We start from the raw sequence: 22528 nt of genomic DNA, 5'->3' as shown, positions 1-22528 counted from the left end.
CAGGAAGGGGAACGCTGGCATGCACTATTTTCTACAAATTTCATTGGAGAGGTATAAAATCACTTATTCAGTAAGGAATTCGAATCATCTCATATACAGCACACATTTTGTATCATTTTCCTGTACACAAACAGTGTAATATGGAGCTGAAAGTTTTTGACTGGCACAGGTTGCTCATTGGTGAAGCCCCGGCATCTTTTCTTATAGAAGTACTTATCCGTACGCTTATATTATACGTACTGCTGCTGATCATGGTGCGCAAGTTAGGCAAGCGCATGTCCGGGCAGCTGACCATCCTTGAATTTGCTATCTGGATTATGCTCGGGGCTATCATATCGCCTGCTGCGCTCACCCCGGAAACCGGCATTATTGCCGGCGCTTTGTGCTTGCTGGCCATCCTGCTGTTCCAGCAGGGAATCACGTGGTGGGGCGCCAGGTACGCACGCTTTGAAAGCAGGGTCCAGGGCGACCTCAACATTCTCCTGAAAGACGGCGTACTGCAATTGCGGGAGTTACAGCAGGCGGGCATTCCCCGCACACAATTATTTGCCATCCTGCGAAAGAAGAAGGTGTACCAGTTGGGAGAACTCAGCCGGGTGTACCTGGAAGCATGTGGATTGTTCACTGTTTACCATGCCCCGGAACAACGGCCGGGGTTACCTATACTGCCATTACCCCAGTTATCCAACGAAAAGCTCTATGACGCTGCAGCGCAGCAGGTAAGCTGCACCAGTTGCGGCAATTCCCGCCCCGGCATTCCGGATGATGGCAAGGTATGCGACGTCTGCGGCAGAGAGGAATGGATACCCGCTGTAACTATAAAAGCTTCGTGATATGAAAGCATACCAGATTTTTTTGGACGATTGGCATAGGATACTGATCGGCAATTACCCCGCGGCCATGTACTTCGAGCTACTGGTGCGGGCTGCGTTTGTGTTCCTGCTGATGGTCGTATGCATGCGTTTGATCGGAAAGCGCATGGCGACGCAGCTGACCCGGCTTGAAATTGCGGCCCTTTCCTCGCTGGCGGCTACCGGCGGGGCGGTGCTGCTGAATTTCCAACGGGGCCTGCTTACGGCCTTGCTGGCAGCGCTGGCGGTGGTGGCGATCCAGCGCATGCTGGCCATGTACGCCACGCGTAATGAAAAGGTCAACACCATCCTGCAGGGCAAAGTGGGCATCCTCATCGGCAATGGCCACATACACCTGGAGCAGATGGAAAAAGTACGGCTTTCCAAAGAGCGGCTTTTTGCGCAGCTGCGTAGCGAGGGGGTAATGCACCTGGGTATGGTGGACCGCCTCTATTTTGAGGCAGACGGTAACTTTACCCTGGTGCAGAACAAACAACCCGAAAGCGGGTTGCCCATCTTGCCCACCACCGACCCTTTATTTCTTGCCCAACAAGTGACCGACCACGAGCATGCTGTTTGCAGTCATTGCGGCAAACGATATGATAAAGCCCCCAGGCAGTGCTCCATTTGCGCTGCGTCCACGTTTATTGCACCCATTACCCAGGCACAAAAAAAATAGATCTATATGAAAGGCATGTCGACCCACACGATCCACGTGTACACATTGTTTAACAAAGACGTCCGCCAGTCCCTGGCAGCGCTGCATACCGGTGATATGCAATACGAGCTGGTCAGGGATGCAGGCGACATCTGGTTGCTGACTACCAACGCCAACAACGAACGGATTGCTTACCGGGTAATTAATTCCCGCGACCCCGAACTCCGCATTACCGCAGTGGACAAACAGGCGGGCGGGTTAACCCTTAAGGCGGACTGCGCTGCCGGCGCTTACACCGCTGTGGTGGACTGCTTCAGAGAGGCGGCGGGCTGCCGGCTCCGCACCAGTTTCACCCCGGCGCATGAACAGTATTTAAAGCCCAGTGGCCGCGATGTTTTCCCGCTCCCGGAAAAAGGCAGCATTAGCATACCACCGGGCAACATTCACTTTAACCAGGTAGGCCCGCGCACCGGGCTGCTGTACTTCAGCACAGGCGCGGCTCCGGAAACACTGGTATTATACTGGCAGGATCTTTCTTCGCTATCGCCCTACTGCGAAGCTGCGCATTGCAGCGTCGCGGGCACGGTGGCCGGCGAATGGCCGGAGCCCGGCTTTTTGCTGCCGGGGAATGCAGCGCATCTGCTGCAGCCGGGAACGGAGTATGTGATTTACGATGCGTACCTTCTCTACCAGCCAGGGCCGGTTGCTGATACGGAAGCATTGACCCGGACCTTTATGGAGATGCTCGCTACGCTCTACAAAAAAATATCGAAACCGGAACTGGGTTATTTCCACTGGCCGCAAATTGCGGAAGGCACGCTGCAGGAGCTGGAGCGGAACCACGGCTGCTGGCAGAATGTAAAGGAAAGGTCGTACCTGAATGCCTATTACTGCGATTACGACAATCCTCCGGAGATCATGGTACAACTGGCTGTCATGCGACCTTTGAAGGAATACAGTATTTATAAAGGCATTGACATGCCGCTTGTAAACGTGCTGCAGCAGAATATCTTCAGCTTCTATGACAAGCAGCTTAAAACACTTGTACGCTGGCTGCCGGAGATGTCGGACCACCTCAATAACGACGAGGACCACAAGGAGCCGGATACGATGGACAGCTGGTATCTGTACCATCCCCTGCTGCATTTGCTGGCCTGCGAACAAATGGGTATTCATATGCCGGATGCGCAAACCCGTAATGCGCTGGATTACGGCATACGGGTAGCGCAGCATTTCAACTACGACTGGCCGGTGATGTATAATATCCGTACGCTGGAAGTAGTGCGGGCAGAAACGCGGCCGGGAGAAGACGGGGAAAATGACGTTCCGGGTTTGTATGCTTATGTGATGCTGAAAGCCTGGGAGCTCTACGGGGATGACAAGTACCTGCGCGAAGCCTACCAGGCTGCGGGGAAGTTGTTCAACAAGGGATTTAAACTGATGTACCAGGCCAACAATACGGCCTTTGCCGCAGTAGCCTGCCTCAAACTCTTCAAAGCCACGGGCGAGCAGCGCTTCCTGTCCGCCAGCATCACCTGTATAGCCGCCCTCTTCAGCAATATGTGGATCTGGCAATGCGGGTATGGCAACGGTAAAAACTGGGCTTCCTTCTTTGCCATATTCCCTTTACCGGAAGCGCCATATATTGCCGCTTATGAGGAAAACGAGGTGATGATGGCTTTTGACGAATACATCCGCCTGTCCGAAGGGGTGGACATTCCACAGGATGTACTTTTTATGCTCTGCGAGTTTCTGAAGTACCTGCCCGGCCGCTGTTTTTACTATTACCCGTTCAATGCACCGGCAGACATGCTTTCGGAAAAACCCCGGGAAGGGCAGCCGATGCGCAATATTTACATCCCGGTGGAAGACCTGCAGGAAGGCTGGAATCAATCGGGTACCGTTGGGCTGGAAATTTACGGCGCGGGTATTCCATTTTCCCTGTACACGCGGTATTATCATCAGCTGGCTGATAGCGGTATCATACTGTATGCAGCGCTCCCGGTTAAATCCATCGCCACCAACGAAAGCGGAAGTCATACAGTAACGTTTTTCGGAACGCCAGACAACTCGGGCTTTTGCAGGCTTTTTCCTGCGGACGCCTCCATTACGTTGGGTGCGGAAATCAGCCGTGGGGATCAGCCGCTTGCATACAGTACTACACCGGAAAAATATATCACTTTTGATATCCAGGGCGGCGATGAGATTACTATTCACCTGCAGGTGGTTTTGTGAGGCTGATGCGGCGTTATAATTTCTGATACAGCGTTTATAAGCTATGATTCAAAGTTGATAATTTCTGATTCAAACTTTATTCAGCCTTTATAAAGTCTGATTCAACGGCAACACCTGGCTCATCATCGTATTAACGTACCAGGGCTGGACGAGCAGGAACCAAACCATGAGGGCAATATCTTCTCCGTGGATGATGGTTCCCTCTTCCAGCATCTGTGTACGTTTTTCTTCGGGCATATCGTGGAGGTCCGTAGAAACGAGGCCGGGTTCCACGAGGGAAACTTTCACGGGCTTGCCTTCCAGTTCCTTACGGAACGCCTGTACGAATGCCCTCACGCCCGCTTTGGTGGCGCTGTACACGGAGCTGTTTTTCGGCTTGTCTTCCGCGCTCATGGAGCCGATAAAAATAATCTGCCCTTTGTCTTTTAATCGCGCCATGGCTTCGTGCGTACAGGCGATGTAAGAGAGCAGGTTAGTTTTTACCACATAGTCCCATTCTTCATAGGCGCCTTTATCCACCCCCTGGAACGGTAATCCTACGTTGTTGATTAAAACATCCAGTCCACCCAGCTCCTGGTCTACTTTTTCAAACACTTGCCGGATACCTTCGGCTGTGCCGGCATCTGCAATCATGCCTTTTGCCTGCTCTTTGGCGCCTTCATTAACCTGTTGCAGGGCATCCTGCAGTTCTTTGTCGTGACGCCCGAAGAGGAGTACCTGCGCGCCCGCCGCGGCGAGGATTTTAGCGATGGAGCGACCTATACCGGTAGTGCCACCGGTAACGAGTATGCGTTTGCCGGAGATGTCGCAATAAGAGAAGCCTTGTGGCATTTGAGGAATTGTACCTGCGTTCGTCATAGCAAAAAGTTTTGATGAACGCAGGTACTGAAATCGTGCCGGAGTAATGTCAGGGTCAGGCGTTGGAGGGGGCGGTTTGCTTTGCGTACGGTCAGGTAAATGGGGGCAATCCCCATTCGTTTTAACCCCGTTTGCGTGCGGGGATATTTCCATTACGGCGTTGTGAACAGGGATTTCCTCACCCCTTTGTTCTCAATACCACAATACCGTGAACCGGGATATCGAATTTCCGGGATTTTCCCATTTTCCCGAGGTCCGCATGCTGCCACAGATCGCGGAGCTCCGCCGTTTTACCGAGTCCGAATTTTTCCGCTACCAGTTCAAATTTCACCGGCGCGTCGCTCCTGTTCAGGATGGCGATCGCATGGCCTTCGTTGCGGGATGCGCCCAGGGAGCGCGTCCATACTTCTACCCTGCCATCGCTGAAAACGCGGCGGGCCTGGTCAAAGCCGGGGTCCTGGTTGATGGCGATGACTTCTTTGTTGGTGAGTATTTCGCGGGTTTGGGCGGACATATGACGCAGGTCGTTCCCGGCCAGCAAGGGAGAGTTGAGCATGCACCACATGCTGAAGTGCGTTTTGTCTTCCTCGTAGGTCATTCCGCGGCCTACCTGCAGCATGTCCATATCATTATAATGCCCCGGTGAGGCGTACTTCCAGAGGTCTGCATTCAGGTCGATGATATGCATGATGGAGGAAAATTTGGCGCTGATATCCCCGGAAATGCGCCAGGAGTCAGCCACTTTGATGGCCCACTCCCCGGGGAACTGCCAGCGGCAGATATTGAAGACGATATCTTTTTTCAGGGATTTGATATGATCGATGATCTTCAGGTATTCCGTTTTTTCATCCAGGCTCATTTTTTCACCGCCGCACCAGTCCACCTTCAGGAAGTCGTACCCCCATTTGGTAAAGAAGGATTCGCAGTCCTGCTCCAGGTGTGCATACATGCCCACGCCGATGCCTTTCTTATCATTATCCCAGATGGAGCCGCAGGTATTGCGGCCAGCGTCCGAGTAGATCCCTGCCTTCAGGTTTTTGCTGTGAATATAATCCGCCAGGGCTTTCATGCCGGAAGGGAACTTCGCGCTGTCCTCATACAAATAGCCGGCAGCGTTACGGCCGCCAAAGTAGCCGTCATCAATATTGATAAAGCGGTAGCCGGCATCATAGAGGCCGGAGGCGATCATGGCGTCCGCCTGTTCGCGGATCATACTTTCGCTGATGTGTACACGAAAATTATTCCAGCTGCTCCATCCCATGATGGGCGGGCGGGCGTCCTGTGCGTGCAGGAGCAGCGCGTGCAGGGACAGTAATACGGCGACAAAAATTTTCTTCACTTGCTTCATTGTTCTTGTAGGCTAAAAGCATAAAGATAAAAAAGCAAAGCAGGAATTAATGCAGTATATTATTGATATACCCTTCGCAAGGGTTTTCCTTACTGATGATCTTTGCCGGGTTACCCAGTACCAGGGAGTTTTCCGGCACGTCCATGTTCACATACGCATTCGGCGCAATCAGCACGTTGTTGCCTATATGAATATTTCCTACGATGACGGCGCCGGTACCTATCCACACATGGTCCCCAATGGTGGGATACCCTTCCAGCCTCCCGCGGTTGGCCTGGCCGATGGTGACGTTATGGGCGATGTTGCAATTTTTTCCTATCCTGGCTTTTACGTTTACGACGATGGTGCCGTGGTGGCCGATGAAGAAACCTTCCCCTATGCTGGTTCCCACGGGGATCTGGAATCCGAATTTATAGGAATACCGCCTGCGCAGCCAGGCAAAAAAGAGGCGTTTAGGGGAATAGCGGCTTCCCTGGGAAGCCTGGCGGAATACGTACATATAGCGGAACCCGGGCTTACGAAATCCTTTTATCAACCCTTTGGTACCGGTTAAACCGCCGTACCGGAAGAGGTCCGCCTGAATTGTCCTGTTCATTTAAAAGATGCGATATGGTTAAAGAAATAGTAACAGCTTAATGGTTTTTCAAATTTCGGCCTTACTGCACAAATTCCAGACCACAACGGACATTTTCCTTAAAATAGTTCCGGAACCGGGATGCGTACCGCAAATATTTTGGCGAACGGACTTACCGAAATGCTTAACTTTAGGCAGGGACGATATTAACCCGCCAACATGCAATTCTTACCATCTGCCTTACTGGCCCCATATATTAAAAACTATACGGTTGTAACCATAGGCAAGGATATAGACAACGAGGTATTTTACCCCAGCGGGTATGTGGACCTTGTGCTGAATATATCCGCAGGCAATGCCGCTACCATCATCAACGGGCGGAAGAAGGATACGCCGGACATTGAGCTGCTGGGGCATCTCACGCTGCCAACGCGGTTGACGGTAAAGGAAGGCACGACTGTACTCATTGCGCGCATCTACCCTTTTGCCGCCGCTTTATTTTTCCCGTACCAGTTATCGGCGTTTACGAATTATGCGACGGACCTCTATGATGTAAGGCTGGAAGAGAGCCGGGAATTGTACCAGCGGGTAATGGAGGCGGACCAGGTAGCCCGGCAGATCAGCGTCCTGGAAGATTACTTCCTGCGGCTGCTGGCCAAAAATGAAAAGCAACTGAAAAAAGTAACGCTGGTGCAGCAGTTATCCCGGCAGGTATTGACCGGCCTCTCCCAACCTGATTTGTCCTCTTTGTCGCGGGATACCGGGATTTCCAGCAGGTATATCCAGAAGCTATACCTTTCCCATATAGGCCTGAGCCCTGCGGCCTTTGCCGGCATTGTACGGTTTAACAGGGGCCTGCAACAGGTGCTGCACTCCCCTGCTTCGTTGACTGCGATTGCCTATGAGTGTGGTTATTATGACCAGGCGCATTTCATCCGGGAGTTCCGGAAATTTACCGGCATTACGCCTTCTGAAGCCCGGCGCTCCCTCACCAGGAATGGCAAGGAATATCAGCAGGCGGTGAACATAGGGTTTTAGTATTATGGTTTAGCGGGATGGTTGCTGCTGAACATATCCCGGTGCATTTTCCAGCCGGCATTGGTTTTCTTCCAAACGATGACCACCTTACCGTCGTCCACCTTATTGCCCTGCAGGTCGGTCATTTCATAGAAGCTTTCTTCCGTTACAAATCCTTTACCATCGCCGTACAGGTGTTGTATAGTGAACTTAACATGCACCTGAGGACCATCCTTAAAGAACTTCGCCAGATTACCCTTGCCACAAACCGGCGGAGCGCCCGGCGGAAAAAGGCAGGCATCATCTGTATAACAAGTAAGGATACTACCATCATTTTTAAGAGCGAGGTCTCCGTACCTGGCATTACTGGCTTCGATGGCTGTTCTGGCTTCTTTCAGGAGTTTATCGTCCGATTGGGCATAGGCCAGGCAGCAGGTGAATACCAGCGCGGTTAAGAACAGGAACTTTTTCATGGGTTTTTCTTTTTTAGGCAAAGGACGGGGAAATCGGGGGAGTAAAATTGTATAAAAGCGAACAAATGAGGGAAGATGGCATGGCAGGATGGTTTTAACCGCTGCCATGATTATCATACTGCCGGAAGATGGCATGACAGGCCGGTTTTAACCGCTGCCATGATTATCATACTGCCGGAAGATGGCATGGCAGGCCGGTTTTAACCGCTGCCCTGATTATGTTTCACAACCATATCAAATGCTGCCGGCAGCCGCCATGGCCGCCTACAGCTCCACCAGCTGCGGCGTATGCCCCGTCGCCGGGATGAACTCCCGCATCACCCAATCCATAGGCAGCCGGAGATAACTGGTAGTCGTTCCATCGCTGCAGCCATACCATTCCTCCTTCAGCACCTCCTTATCTATCACCAGCCGGATCTGCTGTTCGCCGTCCAGCAGCAACCCGAAGATGGTGGCAGCGCCTACTGCCGTGCCCACCATGGAATTTAACAATTCCACCGGCGCAAAGGACACCCTGGAAACCCCGAGCGCGGCGCTAAAATCCTTTGTAACGAAAGGTTTGTCTGCAGTGGTTACCGCCAGGTAAAAGCGGGTCTGCTGGCGGTTGCAAAGGAACAGCGTCTTTACCGTTTTCATTTGCAGCCTTTCATCGATCATGATACAATCTTCCATGGTGATGGCCGGTTCACAATCCACCCGCTGGAAGGGGACGGCCTTTTCCGCCAGGAGTTCATATACCTTTTGCTGTAGCGGCGTCTTAAATTCCTCTGGCGCAGTAGTCTTTGCCTCGCTTACGTAAATCATACCCCTAAAGATAACCCCTGCCCACCTAAAATCAAAAGCCGGCTAGCGCTTCGGCTTTACGCTGCGGATTATTTCATAGGTGTAGAGCGATACGGCCCATCCGAGCCAGAAAAACGGAACGGAAATCGATTCAAAGCTACCCAGCTGCTGTATCGCCGGCACCTTCAGTAAAAATCCGGATACCAGGAATGCCACTGTCACGATGTAACTCCGGATCATCCATTCCTTATGCAGTTTGAACTGCCGCCGTACGGCAGTGATCCAGGCAATGAAGCTGCTGCTGATCCATACGGCCGCCCATACCTGCAGGGTGAAAGCATACGCCCAGCTCACCACGTACGCAGCTGTAAATGCTAATACCAGCGCAGCTATGCTGCTGGTGAGGACGGCCAGGAGGTACACGTACCCGATGCCGCGATGCAGCAGCGGACTGAAATTCCGCAGCTTTGGCCAGAACTGTAATGCGCCGGAAATCAGGGCGCCGCCGCCGGAGGTAATATGTGCGATCAGGAAATATCTTTGCTTGAAATATTTACCCAGCGCTTCCGGCGTCATTTGCAGGTAATGGTCCGCCCCGTGCATAAACAACCAGGTCACGAAAAATACGCCTATCCATATGATCAAAGGTAATAAGTCGCTGTACTGTAGTCTGATATTCTTTTCCATTTTTGCTTTCGGTTTTGTGACACAAATATCCGCGGAACCCTGCGCCTGTACAATAACCGATAAAAGATTCGGTATGCCGCCGCCGTATTTTCCTTACCTTTAAACCATGTACACAAGAAAAATAGCAGACGATCCGGATTGCGGATTATACCTCGCCATGAGAGTGTTAGGCGGGAAATGGAAATGCTGTATCCTGGATGCCATCCGCCGGGGGATGACCCGGCCCAGCGAAATTACCCGCAGCATCAGCGAGGCCTCGCCCCGGGTAATTGAGATGCAGCTGGCGGAATTACTTTATTTCGGCATGATTGAAAAAAGCCAGGACAATGAAACTGAATACCCAAAGCGTTCGGAATACCGCCTGACGCCGCTGGGGGAAAGCCTGCTGCCTATCCTTGCGCAGATTGACGCGTGGGGGCTGGCGCACCAGGCCGAGATACAGGAGCGGCTCGCAGAGATTTAATTCCCCCTCACACAACCATCCGGCTCAAATTCCCGTATATCTGTATAATTCAGAATTTATACAAAATTGAACAATACTTTTATCGGATGAAGATTCTAATTATTGAAGATGAACCGGAGCTGGCCAAAAGCATCGCCGTTTATCTTCGGGAGGAGGGCTATTCCTGCGATTTTGCAGCGGATTACGACGAAGCACTGGAAAAAATCCGCGCCTGCAACTACGACTGTATCCTGCTGGACATCATGCTGCCCGGCGGCAACGGCCTGGCAATTGTGGAGGAACTGAAGCAACTCAAAAAGGACGCAGGTACCATCATCATTTCCGCTAAAAATTCCCTGGACGATCGTATTAAAGGACTGCACCTCGGTGCGGACGATTATATTTCCAAACCTTTTTACCTCTCCGAGCTGTCCGCCCGCATCTTTTCCGTCATCAGGCGCAGGCAGCTGGGCAACGTCAATATCATTGAGCAGAACGAACTGAAGGTGGACGTCCTCGGCAAGGAAGTGACCATCCATGACAAGCCCGTGTTATTGACGAAAAAGGAATTCGGGCTGCTGTTGCTGCTCATCAGCAATGCGAACCGCGTACTCTCCAAAGCGGCGCTGGCAGAGCATATTTCCGGCGCCGGCGTGGTGGACTTCGACTCTTACGATCACGTGTACGCGCATATTAAAAACTTAAAGAAGAAGTTGCATGACGGCGGCTGCGGTAACTATCTGCGTACTATTTACGGAACAGGTTATAAATGGGAGATATGAGTAAACTGCTGAACTACTCCCTTCGTAAAATACTCATTTGCGCCGGCATTGTGCTGGTATTGAGTATTCCCATCTATTACTTTGCCATCAGCCGGTTATGGCAGTACGAAATGGATGAACACAACGTCATGCTTACTACCGAAGCCGCGCGGGAAGACAGCTTCCTGATCATCGGCGCGGTAACGCTGCTCAGCGTGATCTTCTTCATTTTCCTGCTGGGCGCGCTGATCGTGATGAACCGCATCCTTTCCAAAAAAATGTGGCAGCCGTTTTACGAAAGCCTGGCGGAGATCAGGGCTTTCAACCTGAACCAGCCCCACGATATCCGCTTCAAAAAAACCGGCATTACAGAGTTTGATGATCTCAACACCAGCCTGGAAAAACTGCTGACCGCTAATATTAACATCTACAACCAGCAAAAGGAATTTGCGGACAATGCCTCCCATGAGCTGCAAACACCGCTGGCGGTAGTACAGTCCAAGCTGGACCTGCTTTCCCAAAGCGAGCAATTGAGCGATGCGCAGTTCCAGCTGATTGAGGAAGCGCTGCTGGCCTTATCCCGCGTAAGCCGGATCAATAAGAACCTCCTCCTGCTGACAAAGATTGAAAACAGCCAGTTTGCAGATAAAGAACAGGTGAACCTCAGCGCCGCGCTGGAGGAATTGCTTTCGCAGCTGTCTTTTTACTTTGAAGAAAAGGAACTCTCCCTGCACCTGGATATAACACCGGGCGTAATGGTAGAAGGCAATCGTATCTTACTGGAAATCCTTTTGGGGAACTTACTGACCAATGCTGTCCGCCATAGCTCCACGCCCGGCGAGGTGCATCTTTCCCTGCATGCAGGTTATATCTCCATAAAAAACTCCGGCAAAACACCCTTGCTCGAAGAGCAATTGTTTAAGCGGTTTGCCATTACTTCATCTACTACTTCCGGCTCGGGGCTTGGCCTGGCGCTGATCAAACAGATTTCCGGGCGGTATGGGTGGAAGGTGGAGTATAAGTTTGAAAGCGGGTTTCATGTATTCAGGATTGGGTTTTAGGGGTTTGGGAAGGGGTCGCGTAAATGGCCGGCGCTTACCGGAATGTAGCTGGCTTATTGCCAACCCTGCTCAAAAATTCAAAATATTTTCAGATTTCATTCCAAATAATTTCAGATTCTAATTTTTTTCCCCTAATCTTGCATCACCATTCACCCGCCACCCGGGCCGAATCCCTATTGCCGGAGAAATTTTCCCGATTACATAAATCGAATTCCGCATTTGATTACAATGCGGCGTATCTGTTTTGTTGCTTTGCATCAAAATCAGACGAAAAATGTTATATAAAAAACTCCTTGGCACACCACTGATCCTTGGTTCCTTCATCCTGACTGTTGCATCCTGTAAGAAAGACGACGCTCCTGCCACTCCACCGGTTTACACCGTTCCTGATACTTACACTTTCGAAAACGTTGACTACGCGGAAGCTACCGGCAGCGTATCCATGTGGGCAGGCTTCACGTCCTGGCTCGGAAAAGGAACCGGCCGCCAGTTGTCCGCCGATTCTGTCAACTTCCTCTGGAACAATACCGGTAACGCCTATACGGCAGAAATTGCGACCAACCTGCCATTGTCCGTTACGGCTATCAACGCGCTGGGCTTTGGCCTTTCCGCCAAAACTACCGATGCCGCTGTTTTCAAACAACTGGCGGACTCCATGGTGCAAATAAGCGCCTCCTTCAATGTGCAGGCAGCTAACGGCACAGCCGGTAAAGTAGGCACCCGCCTGGTTAACCACCAGGGCGTGGAATTCAACCAGCTCGTGGCCAAAGGCCTGATGGGCGCCCTGCAAATCGCGAAAATCAACGCCCTGCTGGATCAATCCCGGAAAGACGATAACAACACCGTTAAAGCCGGTACCGGCACTGCCATGCAGCACAGCTGGGACCTCGCATTCGGCTACGTAGGCATTCCCAAAGATTACGATTCCGCTAAAACATACGCTAATACAGAGGTGAACCGGCCGCTGGCCATCGGCGGATACTTCCGCGAAAGAGGCCGCGCCATCCAGGCCGGAGGTACCATCTTCTCCGCGTTCCGTAAAGGCCGCGCCGCTATCAACGCTAAAGACTACGCCGGCCGCGATCAGGCGATCGCCACCATCAAAGAAACACTGGAAAAAACACTGGCCGCCGCTGCATACGCCTACGCTACCCTGCCGCAGGGCAGCTCCGACCTGGCCGTGAAATTCCACGCCTACTCCGAGTGCTACGGCTTTGTACTGGCGCTGAAATACCGCCCCGCTACCAGCAAGCTCACCGCGGCTAACTACCAGACGCTGCTCGATATCATGCAATCAAACTTCTATGCCCTCGCAGCCGACGCTACCAACGCAAAACTGAAACAAATGCAGACCATCCTGACCAATACATACGGACAGCTGCAATAATTATATTACCACACACACTTCCAGGCAGGCGCCGGCCTTCAATACCGGCGCCTGCTTTTCCAATAAGCATCACACACACAACGCACACACACCATGAAATCAACAAAACTTTGGATCATCGCCGCTGCCGGCGCCCTCCTCTTCGGATGCGGCAAGGACAGCAATCCCGGCACAGGCGCGGGTAACGCCACGGATGTATTCAAAAAGAATATGCTCGTGAACTACGCCGATACGCTGATCGCACCTGCCTATAACGACCTGCAGGCACGCATCACCGTACTGGAAACCGCCGCGGATGTATTTCTCGCCGCGCCATCCGTTACCACGCAACAGGCGCTCCGCCTCCCGTTCAAAAATGCCTATATCGCTTTTGAAGGCGTATCCGCCGTGTACTTCGGCCCGGCCGCCTCTCAGCAGTTAAATAATACATTGAATACCTTCCCTACAGCTGTTAACAAAATCGAATCCGGCATCCAGACGGGTAACTACAACCTGGCGCTGGTACTGGCATCCGACAGCATCCAGGGCTTTCCCGCGCTGGACTACCTCTTCTTTTCCACCGACGCCGTACAGCAATTCAACGGCGCTACGGCAGTTAACCGCAAAAAATATGTAAAGGATATTTTCGCGCGCATGAAGTCCCTGCTGAACAATACGCAGCAGCAATGGGCCAACGGCTACCGCGAAGTATTCGTAACCAACCTGCAAACCAACGTGGGCAGCTCCATCGGCAGCCTCGTAAACCAGTTTGCCTTTGAAATGGACGCCCTGAAAGGCCCCCGCATCGGCTGGCCCTTCGGCAAGCAATCCAACGGTATCGTATTCGCGGATAAATGCGAAGGCTACTTCTCCGCCTATACGAAAGACCTGGCCATCGCCAACCTCACCGCGTTAAAGAAATATTATACCGGCGGCAGCGGCAATGGTATCGACGATTACCTCATCCTCCTCGGCAAACAACAGCTGAACACGGATGTAATAGCACAGTTCAACCTCGTGCAGAATGCCATCAACGCTATTCCTGATCCGATGTCCGATGCCTTTAAAAACAACGCCGCCCTCGTAGAAACAGCCTACCGCGAAACCCAGAAGCTGCTCACCCTGATTAAAACGGATGTAGCTTCCGCCACCGCTGTACAGATAACTTATATGGATAATGACGGCGACTAACGCATCCCGCTGGCAACGGCCGGTGTCCATCGCGCCGCTCGTCACCTTCCGCATCGTTTTCGGCCTGCTGATGTTCGGCAGCCTGCTCCGCTTTGTACTCCGGGGCTGGGTGGATACGCTCTATATCCAGCCCTCCTTTCACTTCACCTACTGGGGATTTGAATGGGTACAGCCGTTCAGTGGCACAGGCATGTATGTACTGTTTGGCGTGATCCTGCTCAGCACCCTGCTCATCGCGGCCGGGCTGTTTTACAGGATAGCCGCCATCGTATTCTTCCTTGGGTTCACCTACGTGGAGCTGATCGATGTGACCACCTACCTGAACCACTACTACTTCATCAGCCTGGTGGCCTTCCTCATGATATGGCTGCCGGCTAACCGCAGGTACGCGGTGGATACGGTGATATGGCCGGGGTTGAGGAGGGATGAGGTACCAGCGTGGACCATCGGCCTCCTCCGGTTCCAGCTGGCCATCGTCTACATCTATGCCGGGCTGGCCAAAATCAACCCTGACTGGTTGCTGCAGGCGGAACCCATGAAAACGTGGCTGCCGGCACGCAGCCACCTCCCCATCGTAGGGCCGCTCATGTACCAATCCTGGGTAGCCTACGTGTTTTCCTGGTTCGGTTGCATATATGACTGCTTCATCGTGTTCTTTCTGCTGAACCGCCGCACCCGGCCATGGGCCTACGCGGTAGTAGTCGTCTTCCATGTGGCTACGGCCGTGTTCTTCCCGGGCATTGGCATGTTCCCTTACGTGATGATCGTGGCGACGCTGATATTCTTCTCCGGCAGCTTCCATGAGCGGTTGCTTTCCCTGCTGCCGGGATATGCATCAGCGCCTAACGGCAAAGTATATACGTTCGTATATCCGCAGGCGTTGCAAACAGCGGTCATACTGTATGCCATCGTACAACTGCTGCTGCCGCTGCGCTTCCTCCTCTACCCGGACCATCTCTTCTGGAACGAGGAAGGCTACCGCTTTTCCTGGCGGGTGATGCTGATGGAAAAGGCCGGTACGGCTTATTTCACGGTAAAGGAAGCCGGGCACGGGCGGGCAACCACCATCAACAACGCGGACTACCTGACCCCGCTGCAGGAAAAAATGATGAGCACCCAACCGGACATGATCCTGAAATATGCCTATCACCTGCGAAACGATTTTGAACAAAAGGGATGGAAAAATCCGGAGGTCTATGCGGAAATATACGTAGCCCTCAACGGACAACGCTCCCGCTTATTTATTGATTCTACCGTCAACCTCGCGGCGCAGCCGCTGAGCTGGCGCCACTACAAATGGATTCTTCCCTATAAATGATGCACATGAGAACTGGATATATAGCCATATTGTTACTGACTATCATCGGCATGCCGGCAGCCTTTGCCCAGTATGCCCTGGAAGGTACGGTACGCAGCGGCAACGAGCCGCTGGAAGGCGCTATAGTGCGGATAATGCCGGGCAATGCCACCCAGGCTTCCAACGAAAATGGATTTTTCCGTTTCGCAAAAATCGAGAAAGGTACCTATACGCTGGTGGTGAGCTTCGCCGGTTATAAAACGTACGAACAACAGGTGACGATACCTGCTTCCTCCGCGAAGCTGGACGTCAACCTGCAAAAAAATACCCTCGCTGAAGTAGTGGTCACCAACAGCAAGGAGGAAACCGTTTCGGGCAAACTCCGCGACGTCGTAGGCACCGCTATTTACGCCGGCAAAAAAACTGAAATCATTCAGCTGAAAAACCTCAACGCCAACCTGGCTTCCAACAACACCCGGCAGATCTACGCCCGCGTGCCCGGCCTCAACATCTGGGAATACGACAACGGCGGCCTGCAACTGGGCATCGGCGGCAGGGGCCTGAGTCCGAACCGCTCCTCCAACTTCAACATCCGCCAGGATGGGTACGATATCAGCGCGGATGCCCTGGGCTACCCGGAAAGCTACTACACGCCTTCCGCGGAAGCGCTGGACCATATCGAAATTATCCGCGGCGCGGCCAGCCTGCAATACGGTCCGCAGTTTGGCGGGTTGATCAACTTTGTGATGAAGGAAGGCCCTGCGGATAAACCTTTTGAGCTGGTAACCCGGCAAACAGGCGGCTCATTCGGGTTCTTCAATTCGTTTAACAGTGTAGGCGGCACCGTTGCCAGGGGTAAACTGAACTACTACACGTTTTACCAGTTTAAGCGGAGCGACAGCTGGCGCCCGAACAGTCATTTCGACCAGCACAACGCCTACATCCACCTGGCTTACCAGCTCACGCCGAAATTCAGGATCACCGGCGAATATACCTTTATGCGCTACCTCGCGCAGCAGCCGGGCGGTTTAACGGATGAACAGTTCAACGAGGACCCTTCCGTCTCCGTAAGGGAAAGAAACTGGTTCCGGGTAAACTGGAACCTCATTAATCTCAGCCTGGATTATAAATTTTCGCCCCGCTCCCAGCTGAACTGGCGCAACTTTACGCTGCAGGGCGGCCGCGATGCGCTGGGCATTCTCTCCTATATCAATCGGCCTGACATAGGCGGGCCGCGGGATTTCATGAAAGACCGCTACAGCAACTTCGGCTCCGAGCTGCGCTTCATCCACCGCTATCCCCTGCTGGGCGGACATAACAGCACCTTCCTCGTGGGAGGCCGCTTCTATAAAGGACTCACCAACCGCAGCCAGGGCGATGGCAGCGACGGCAGCAAAGCTGATTTCGAATTCACCACCGCGGAACCGAATAAATCCCGCTACCGCTTCCCGGGGTATAACATGGCCGCCTTCGTAGAAAATATTTTCCAGCTCAACAGCCACTGGAGCGTAACGCCGGGCATCCGCCTCGAGCATATCAACACCAAGGCGGACGGCTACTACTATAAACAAAACGTTTTTATCGACAACGAAAAAATCGACGAGCATAAGGAAAACCCGCGTTCCTTCACGCTCCTCGGCATCGGTACTTCGTGGAAATTCGATAACGGCACGGAGTTGTACGGTAACATCTCCCAGAACTACCGTTCCATTAATTTCAATGATATCCGCGTTGTAAACAATAACGCCCGGGTGGACCCGAACCTCCACGACGAAACCGGCTATAACATCGACCTCGGCTACCGCGGTTCTTTCACAAGCTGGCTGTATGTGGACGTGAGCGCGTTTTACCTGAAATACAACGACAGGATCGGTTCCATCTTCACGAAGGATTCCAATTTCATGACCTACCGGTTACGCACCAACGTAGCTGACAGCCGTAACCTCGGGTTGGAGATGCTGGTGGAAGGAGATGTGCTGAAAGCCTTAACACAGGCGCGTTCGAAGTATAAACTCAACGTCTATACGAACCTCTCGCTCATCGACGCGCGTTACATCGCCACCAAGAACACCGCCTTTGCGGACAAGCTGGTGGAGAATGTGCCGCCCGTGCTGTTCCGCACCGGTGTGAGCTTTGGGAATCCGCGGTTTAACCTGACCTGGCAATATTCCTACCAGGGTAAACAATATTCCGATGCTACCAATACGGAGATCACGCCAACGGCTGTGGACGGCGCCATTTACGCATTCCACGTAATGGACCTGAGCGCGAGCTACAACTGGCGCGCGTTCACCATCTATGCGGGGATCAATAACCTGGGGGATACGAAGTATTTCACGAGGAGAGCGGATGGTTACCCGGGGCCTGGTATCCTGCCGGCGGACAAACGTAATTTTTATTGTACTGTTCAATACAAACTTTAGTGTGTAATTGTTTGTAACCCTGTGTGTGATGCAGGACTGTCTGAAAAGGCAGTCCTTTTTTTATGCTGCCCTGCCGCCCAACGCATCAGTGGTAACAGTTGCAGGTAAAGCCCGTGCGATGGACGGCCGGCAGCAATATTGTCAACAGGCCGATTATTTAAAACTTATAACTATATCCCACCCTGAGCACCTGCGTTTCATAATAATCCGTGCTTACGTAATGAAACCCGTTCCCATTCACTTCCTTTTTTGGCGCGAGCGTGTTAGCCACATCCGTCACATTGGCAAACACCTCTCCCCTGCCGTGTTGTACGCCTTTCTTAACACCCATGTCGATAGAAAAACGCGCATACGTTTTACCCTGCGGTACCAGGTCCGGCGCCTGGTAAATAGCCGTGAGCTGGCCTTCCAGGCTGTGCGGGAAGTGGAATGCGCCGTTCAGTTTCACATTACCTGAAAAAATAGACTCCCTGCCGGCGCTGAAAGTATTCGGTACCGGGTAGAGGTTCACTACTGAAAACGAGTCCATGATATGCTGGTAGCCGTTGAGGTTGAGGCCCAGTGTAGCCCAGGGCGTTACCCGGTGGGAGAACAGCATTTCCACACCGGTGCTGTAGCTCTTGCCGGCGTTCTGGAAAATATTATAGATGAGCGTACTGCCGGGCACGGTGCTGGCTATACGCGTAATGGTAGCGTCCATGCGTTTGTGGTACACGGAAGCCGAGAGGTACCCGCCATTCCAGTCCGTCTTATACGCCAGCTCAAAGGAATTGGTGTACTGCGGCCGCAACCCGGGATTGCCAACTTTGATGATCTCCGCGTCGTCATACTTGGGGAAGATGCGGATATCGCCTTCATTCGGCCTGTCGACCCGGCGGTTATAAAACAGCGAAAACTTATTGTAGTCGTTAAGCTTATACGCTAACCGCACATTCGGGAACGGCTGCGTGTACTCATAACCGTTACTCTTATACGTAGGATGGTCCGGGTTTACCTTGTAGTCTATTTTCACGTACTCCACGCGCAGCCCCGCTTCCATTTCCCAATGTTCCTTTTCCAGGATGTAGTTGCCGTACAAGGCAGGAATTACTTCGTGGTAATCCGCCCAGCCGCCGGCTCTTACGTCCAGCGGCGAGTTTTCGCCGGGCTTGAACTGCATGTTGACGGGGATGCTGCGGTTGCGGAATTTCAGACCGGTTTCAAAACGGCCGTAGTGCAGGGGTTGCACGTAGTCCAGGTTGAAGTCGGCCACCCGCTCGTCTGACAATACCTTGAACGAATCCAGCCCCGTGAATGCAGGCATGAAGTTCGTGAAAAAGTACTTTTCATCTTCACGGTGGAAGGTGTAGTTGAAGCCGGCATTCAGCACCCGGCCCGGCTGCGCAAAGCGGTGCTGCCAGGAGGAAGCGGCGGTGAAGGTAGTTTTCACCTCATCTTCCAGGAACTGCCAGAGGCGCTGCCGCTGCAGATCTTTATTATAAAAAGGTTCATCGCCCCGGTCCAGGATATGTTCCCGGCTGTAGAGGCCTGAAATGGAAAAGTTGTCCTGGTTGCTAAGCGCCCAGTCAGCCCCGGCTTTCACCGTAGCCACGCGGGTGGTGCGGTTGCGTTTGGTCTGTTGTTTCACCACGGTACCGTCATCATAAAACCTGTCTACAAATTCGTTTTTGTTCAGGGTTTTATTCAGCAGGTAATCGCCCTGCACAAAGAGGTTCACTTTTCCTTTCAGGTAGTTGAGCCCGAGGCTGGGGTTCACCTTAGGCGTGCGCTGGTATTGCGGGCGGATGCCGGGGTAATTCTGTTCCTTGATCCAGAGTGCGCCCAGGCCGGAAGTCAGGCCCACTTTGCCGTTGAAGCCTTCCTTCTTTTCTTTTTTGTAGATGATGTTGACGATGCCGGCATTCCCGTTGGCATCATACCTCGCGGAAGGGTTGTTGATGATTTCAATCCGGTCGATGGCGGAAGCGGGAATGTTATCCAGGCTGCTTTGGCCGCCGAAGCCGGTGAGCGCCGTTTGCTGCCCGTCTATCAGCACCATCACCTGGTCGCTGCCGCGCAGTTGTATCTTCCCGTCCTGCGTCACGGTTACGCCGGGCAGGTTTTTCATGGCGGCGAGTACGGACCCGCCGGCCTGACTAACGTTGCCGGCTATACTAAAAGTTTTCTTGTCCATTTTGGGAGATACGGTGGCCTCCTTGCCGGCAACGGTAATTTCCGTCAGCGTTTTCGCGGCGCGGGCGAGGTCGATGGCGCCTACATCCAGGAAGTTATTGAGCTCCCCCACCCGCACCGGCAGGTAACGGGGCTGGTAGCCCATGTAGGACACGAGCAGCAGGTAGCTGCCTTCTTTTACGTTACTGAGTTGAAACCGGCCTTGCTCGCCGGAGATAGTGCCTTTAATCCCTGTGCTGTCGCCCGCCTTACGCAGCGAAATATTTACAAAGGGCATCGGCTCCTTTGTCGCCGCATCTTTCACCATACCGGAAACTGTTGCCTGCTGGGCGCTGGCGCCGATGGCGAGGCCGGTCAGCAGTAACAGGAAGAAGATCATTCGTTGCATCTGCAGATTCTTTTTCTGCATAGTTACAATGCAATTCGGTTGAAATTCTTAAGACGCTCACATCTCCCATTTGTAGCCGGTGCCGTACATGGTTTTGAGGTAATTACCGCATCCGGCCTCTGTGAGCTTGCGTTTCAGGTTTTTGATATGCACGTAGATGTAATTGAAATTATCCAGTGCATCGGCCATATCGCCGGACAAATGTTCCGCCAGGGCGTTTTTGGAGATCACTTTATTTTTATTGCTGAGGAAGTACAGCAGCAGGTCGTATTCCCGGCGGGTGAGCGGCACCAGCTGATCCGCCACTGTCACGGATTTGCCTTGCAGGTCCACCCGCACATCATCGAACGCTATCACATCGTCATTGCCGAAATTCTTGCGGCGGATGAGGGAATAGATCCTGGCGGCCAGCTCCGAGAGGTGGAAGGGTTTGGCGAGGTAGTCGTCCGCGCCGAGCCGCAGCCCGCTGATCTTATCGTCCACCGAATCCCTGGCGCTGATAATAATCACGCCACTTTGCTTATGCTGATTTTTAATTTCTTCCAGCACCTTCAGCCCGTCCCCGCCGGCCAGCATGAGGTCCAGCAGGATGCAGTCATAATCATAGAGGTCCACTTTTTCGTAGGCCTCGTCCATATTCACGGCCACCTCGCAGCGGTATTGCTCGTCCGCCAGGTAAGCGCTGATGCTTTGGGCCAGCGATTGCTCATCTTCAATAATTAAAATCTTCATATGATGGCACACTAAAAGGCTAAGGTAGCAAGGCATTCTGAATAAAATCTGTACCTGCCCCCCTGGCGGGGGTATAAAATTTTATTTTTTTGGGGGAAAGAATAGGGGTAACGGCGCAGTAGCGTGTCGTATCTGAAAATCACCTGCTGATGCGGTCCGCCGGATATTGGCAGGGTTGCTGAAATGCTAAAACTTACCCGGACATGCTTTTACAAAAACGACGGCGTAACACTTTAATTATCCGTAATAATTATGAAAAGTGCCGCTATAGGCATACATTTATGATTTGCCGTTTCCCGGAGATCCGGCTACTAAACCTTTGCTGACTTGTCAACTGTTATTTATTACTGCCTGCAACCTGTTATTTACGGGCTTGCCCTGCTTCCTTTCCGCTTATTATACCTGCTCTCTGATGTGATGTTTGTAGGCTTATACTACGTTCTTTCTTACAGGAAGAAAGTGGTGATGGGCAATTTACGCGCCTCTTTCCCGGATAAGTCCGAAGCGGAACTGCAGCAGATCGGAAAAGACTTTTACCGCTATCTCTGCGATATGTTCCTGGAAACGTTCAAAACCCTTACCATCAGCCGGGAGGAGATGGTGAAGCGCTGCAGGTTTACCCCGGATACGCTGGCCCTGTTCGACAAGCTGGCGGCGGAGGGTAAAAGCGCCGTGCTGGTGATGGGCCATAAAGGCAATTGGGAATGGGCCGGCAATACTTTCAGCATTTTATGTAAGCAGCCGCTCTATGTGATATACCACCCGCTGGCCAACCAGCATTTCAACGGGCTGATGTACAGGATGCGCACGCGCTTCGGCACCAGGCTCATCGCCATGCAGGATACTTTCCGCGAAATGGTGAAGAACCGGCAGGAAGTAAATGCCACGGCATTTATTGCGGATCAGTCGCCCCAGCCGGCCACGGCCCAATGGGTGCCTTTCCTCCACCAGGACACGCCCGTTTCCAAAGGCACGGAAAAGATTGCCCAGAAGATGAATTCCCCCGTGGTCTACGTTTCCGTGAACCGGGTGAAGAGAGGCTACTACACGGTAACCGCTACCATGCTCGTAGAGCAGCCTGCTGCGGCGGCGGAAGGCGATATAACGGTATTGCACACACGAAAACTGGAAACGGACATCCTCGCTGAGCCTGCCACCTGGTTATGGTCGCACCGCCGCTGGAAGCACAAGCGCCCGCAGGCCGCCTGACA

Annotated in this window: 20 protein-coding genes; 12 read left to right on the top strand and 8 right to left on the bottom strand. The window is 52.7% G+C overall.

Translation table 11 applies throughout. The annotated features are described in order from the left end of the window. Nucleotides 1-140 precede the first annotated feature (140 nt). The 3 genes from BOC67_RS10595 to BOC67_RS10585 are packed head-to-tail and all read left to right on the top strand — an operon-like array spanning nucleotide 141 to nucleotide 3744. Entirely contained in the window at nucleotides 141-833 is a 693-nt protein-coding gene (locus BOC67_RS10595; RefSeq protein ID WP_291910108.1) for a DUF421 domain-containing protein, read from the top strand. Nucleotide 834: 1 nt separating this feature from the next. Beyond that, the gene (locus BOC67_RS10590) at nucleotides 835-1530 is read left to right on the top strand and encodes a DUF421 domain-containing protein (RefSeq protein WP_291910107.1); all 696 of its coding nucleotides are present in this window, start codon (nucleotides 835-837) and stop codon (nucleotides 1528-1530) included. Nucleotides 1531-1536: 6 nt separating this feature from the next. Continuing rightward, nucleotides 1537-3744, top strand: a complete 2208-nt coding sequence (locus tag BOC67_RS10585) for a hypothetical protein (RefSeq protein ID WP_291910106.1) — start codon at nucleotides 1537-1539, stop codon at nucleotides 3742-3744. A gap of 87 nt (nucleotides 3745-3831) precedes the next feature. Here BOC67_RS10585 and BOC67_RS10580 read toward each other — a convergent pair whose 3' ends face one another. From BOC67_RS10580 to BOC67_RS10570, 3 genes are all read right to left on the bottom strand, one after another. Beyond that, entirely contained in the window at nucleotides 3832-4602 is a 771-nt protein-coding gene (locus BOC67_RS10580) for an SDR family oxidoreductase (RefSeq protein ID WP_291910105.1), read from the bottom strand. Nucleotides 4603-4780: 178 nt separating this feature from the next. Continuing rightward, nucleotides 4781-5941 (bottom strand): glycoside hydrolase family 27 protein, encoded by a 1161-nt coding sequence (locus BOC67_RS10575; RefSeq protein WP_291910103.1) that lies wholly within the window; start codon nucleotides 5939-5941, stop codon nucleotides 4781-4783. A 55-nt stretch (nucleotides 5942-5996) separates the two neighbouring features. Further along, nucleotides 5997-6545 carry a serine acetyltransferase gene (locus tag BOC67_RS10570; RefSeq protein WP_291910102.1) on the bottom strand — a complete coding sequence of 183 codons (549 nt, stop codon included), beginning with the start codon at nucleotides 6543-6545 and terminating at the stop codon, nucleotides 5997-5999. A 198-nt stretch (nucleotides 6546-6743) separates the two neighbouring features. Here BOC67_RS10570 and BOC67_RS10565 point away from each other — a divergent pair, with 198 nt between their 5' ends. Continuing rightward, complete coding sequence (locus tag BOC67_RS10565) at nucleotides 6744-7562, top strand: AraC family transcriptional regulator (RefSeq protein WP_291910100.1); 819 nt, start codon at nucleotides 6744-6746, stop codon at nucleotides 7560-7562. 2 nt (nucleotides 7563-7564) lie between these two features. Here the strand turns inward: BOC67_RS10565 and BOC67_RS10560 are convergent, their stop codons facing one another. The 3 genes from BOC67_RS10560 to BOC67_RS10550 all read right to left on the bottom strand — a co-directional run bounded on the left by BOC67_RS10560 (nucleotide 7565) and on the right by BOC67_RS10550 (nucleotide 9484). Further along, nucleotides 7565-8014: a nuclear transport factor 2 family protein gene (locus tag BOC67_RS10560; RefSeq protein WP_291910099.1), complete on the bottom strand. Its 450-nt coding sequence runs from the start codon at nucleotides 8012-8014 to the stop codon at nucleotides 7565-7567. A 264-nt stretch (nucleotides 8015-8278) separates the two neighbouring features. Then, complete coding sequence (locus BOC67_RS10555) at nucleotides 8279-8818, bottom strand: prolyl-tRNA synthetase associated domain-containing protein (RefSeq protein WP_291910098.1); 540 nt, start codon at nucleotides 8816-8818, stop codon at nucleotides 8279-8281. A 42-nt stretch (nucleotides 8819-8860) separates the two neighbouring features. After that, the gene (locus tag BOC67_RS10550; protein ID WP_291910096.1) at nucleotides 8861-9484 is read right to left on the bottom strand and encodes a DUF2306 domain-containing protein; all 624 of its coding nucleotides are present in this window, start codon (nucleotides 9482-9484) and stop codon (nucleotides 8861-8863) included. A 106-nt stretch (nucleotides 9485-9590) separates the two neighbouring features. Here BOC67_RS10550 and BOC67_RS10545 point away from each other — a divergent pair, with 106 nt between their 5' ends. The 7 genes from BOC67_RS10545 to BOC67_RS10515 all read left to right on the top strand — a co-directional run bounded on the left by BOC67_RS10545 (nucleotide 9591) and on the right by BOC67_RS10515 (nucleotide 18025). Beyond that, entirely contained in the window at nucleotides 9591-9947 is a 357-nt protein-coding gene (locus BOC67_RS10545; protein WP_291910095.1) for a helix-turn-helix domain-containing protein, read from the top strand. 86 nt (nucleotides 9948-10033) lie between these two features. Then, a complete protein-coding gene (locus BOC67_RS10540) occupies nucleotides 10034-10708 on the top strand; it encodes a response regulator transcription factor (RefSeq protein WP_291910093.1) in 675 nt (224 codons plus the stop codon). Then, on the top strand, nucleotides 10705-11748 hold the full coding sequence (locus BOC67_RS10535) for a HAMP domain-containing sensor histidine kinase (RefSeq protein ID WP_291910091.1): 1044 nt from the start codon (nucleotides 10705-10707) through the stop codon (nucleotides 11746-11748). The genes BOC67_RS10540 and BOC67_RS10535 overlap by 4 nt, the downstream gene beginning before the upstream one ends. A gap of 274 nt (nucleotides 11749-12022) precedes the next feature. Next, nucleotides 12023-13135 (top strand): DUF4856 domain-containing protein, encoded by a 1113-nt coding sequence (locus tag BOC67_RS10530; protein WP_291910090.1) that lies wholly within the window; start codon nucleotides 12023-12025, stop codon nucleotides 13133-13135. Between the two features lie 93 nt (nucleotides 13136-13228). Continuing rightward, nucleotides 13229-14305: an imelysin family protein gene (locus tag BOC67_RS10525; protein ID WP_291910089.1), complete on the top strand. Its 1077-nt coding sequence runs from the start codon at nucleotides 13229-13231 to the stop codon at nucleotides 14303-14305. After that, the gene (locus BOC67_RS10520; protein ID WP_291910087.1) at nucleotides 14292-15623 is read left to right on the top strand and encodes an HTTM domain-containing protein; all 1332 of its coding nucleotides are present in this window, start codon (nucleotides 14292-14294) and stop codon (nucleotides 15621-15623) included. Before BOC67_RS10525 ends, BOC67_RS10520 begins: the two co-directional genes overlap by 14 nt. 5 nt (nucleotides 15624-15628) lie before the next feature. Then, complete coding sequence (locus BOC67_RS10515; RefSeq protein ID WP_291910086.1) at nucleotides 15629-18025, top strand: TonB-dependent receptor; 2397 nt, start codon at nucleotides 15629-15631, stop codon at nucleotides 18023-18025. Nucleotides 18026-18182: 157 nt separating this feature from the next. On the opposite strand, the gene BOC67_RS10510 is transcribed toward BOC67_RS10515, so the two are convergent. Together BOC67_RS10510 and BOC67_RS10505 are read right to left on the bottom strand one after the other, a co-directional pair. Further along, nucleotides 18183-20606, bottom strand: a complete 2424-nt coding sequence (locus BOC67_RS10510; protein WP_291910085.1) for a TonB-dependent receptor — start codon at nucleotides 20604-20606, stop codon at nucleotides 18183-18185. A 36-nt stretch (nucleotides 20607-20642) separates the two neighbouring features. Beyond that, nucleotides 20643-21317, bottom strand: coding sequence for a response regulator transcription factor (locus BOC67_RS10505; RefSeq protein ID WP_291910083.1), 675 nt, complete (start codon nucleotides 21315-21317; stop codon nucleotides 20643-20645). 327 nt (nucleotides 21318-21644) lie between these two features. Between BOC67_RS10505 and BOC67_RS10500 the strand changes: the two genes are divergently transcribed. Then, nucleotides 21645-22526, top strand: a complete 882-nt coding sequence (locus tag BOC67_RS10500) for a lysophospholipid acyltransferase family protein (RefSeq protein ID WP_291910082.1) — start codon at nucleotides 21645-21647, stop codon at nucleotides 22524-22526. Nucleotides 22527-22528: the final 2 nt, after the last annotated feature.

Origin of the sequence: Chitinophaga sp. CB10, from assembly GCA_001870995.2 — a bacterium.
In the GTDB taxonomy this organism is placed as follows: domain Bacteria; phylum Bacteroidota; class Bacteroidia; order Chitinophagales; family Chitinophagaceae; genus Chitinophaga.
The sequence above is the reverse complement of the archived record's forward strand: the minus strand, read 5'-3'. Positions and strand labels throughout refer to the sequence as shown.

Excerpts from the sequence above, each read along its gene's own strand:
- BOC67_RS10505 (WP_291910083.1), bottom strand. The coding sequence starts at position 21,317 with ATGAAGATTTTAATTATTGAAGATGAGCAATCGCTGGCCCAAAGCATC.
- BOC67_RS10545 (WP_291910095.1), top strand. The coding sequence starts at position 9,591 with ATGTACACAAGAAAAATAGCAGACGATCCGGATTGCGGATTATACCTC.
- BOC67_RS10585 (WP_291910106.1), top strand. The coding sequence starts at position 1,537 with ATGAAAGGCATGTCGACCCACACGATCCACGTGTACACATTGTTTAAC.
- BOC67_RS10535 (WP_291910091.1), top strand. The coding sequence starts at position 10,705 with ATGAGTAAACTGCTGAACTACTCCCTTCGTAAAATACTCATTTGCGCC.
- BOC67_RS10510 (WP_291910085.1), bottom strand. The coding sequence starts at position 20,606 with ATGCAGAAAAAGAATCTGCAGATGCAACGAATGATCTTCTTCCTGTTA.
- BOC67_RS10590 (WP_291910107.1), top strand. The coding sequence starts at position 835 with ATGAAAGCATACCAGATTTTTTTGGACGATTGGCATAGGATACTGATC.
- BOC67_RS10550 (WP_291910096.1), bottom strand. The coding sequence starts at position 9,484 with ATGGAAAAGAATATCAGACTACAGTACAGCGACTTATTACCTTTGATC.
- BOC67_RS10595 (WP_291910108.1), top strand. The coding sequence starts at position 141 with ATGGAGCTGAAAGTTTTTGACTGGCACAGGTTGCTCATTGGTGAAGCC.
- BOC67_RS10560 (WP_291910099.1), bottom strand. The coding sequence starts at position 8,014 with ATGAAAAAGTTCCTGTTCTTAACCGCGCTGGTATTCACCTGCTGCCTG.
- BOC67_RS10515 (WP_291910086.1), top strand. The coding sequence starts at position 15,629 with ATGAGAACTGGATATATAGCCATATTGTTACTGACTATCATCGGCATG.
- BOC67_RS10520 (WP_291910087.1), top strand. The coding sequence starts at position 14,292 with ATGACGGCGACTAACGCATCCCGCTGGCAACGGCCGGTGTCCATCGCG.
- BOC67_RS10565 (WP_291910100.1), top strand. The coding sequence starts at position 6,744 with ATGCAATTCTTACCATCTGCCTTACTGGCCCCATATATTAAAAACTAT.
- BOC67_RS10540 (WP_291910093.1), top strand. The coding sequence starts at position 10,034 with ATGAAGATTCTAATTATTGAAGATGAACCGGAGCTGGCCAAAAGCATC.
- BOC67_RS10555 (WP_291910098.1), bottom strand. The coding sequence starts at position 8,818 with ATGATTTACGTAAGCGAGGCAAAGACTACTGCGCCAGAGGAATTTAAG.
- BOC67_RS10570 (WP_291910102.1), bottom strand. The coding sequence starts at position 6,545 with ATGAACAGGACAATTCAGGCGGACCTCTTCCGGTACGGCGGTTTAACC.
- BOC67_RS10530 (WP_291910090.1), top strand. The coding sequence starts at position 12,023 with ATGTTATATAAAAAACTCCTTGGCACACCACTGATCCTTGGTTCCTTC.
- BOC67_RS10525 (WP_291910089.1), top strand. The coding sequence starts at position 13,229 with ATGAAATCAACAAAACTTTGGATCATCGCCGCTGCCGGCGCCCTCCTC.
- BOC67_RS10580 (WP_291910105.1), bottom strand. The coding sequence starts at position 4,602 with ATGACGAACGCAGGTACAATTCCTCAAATGCCACAAGGCTTCTCTTAT.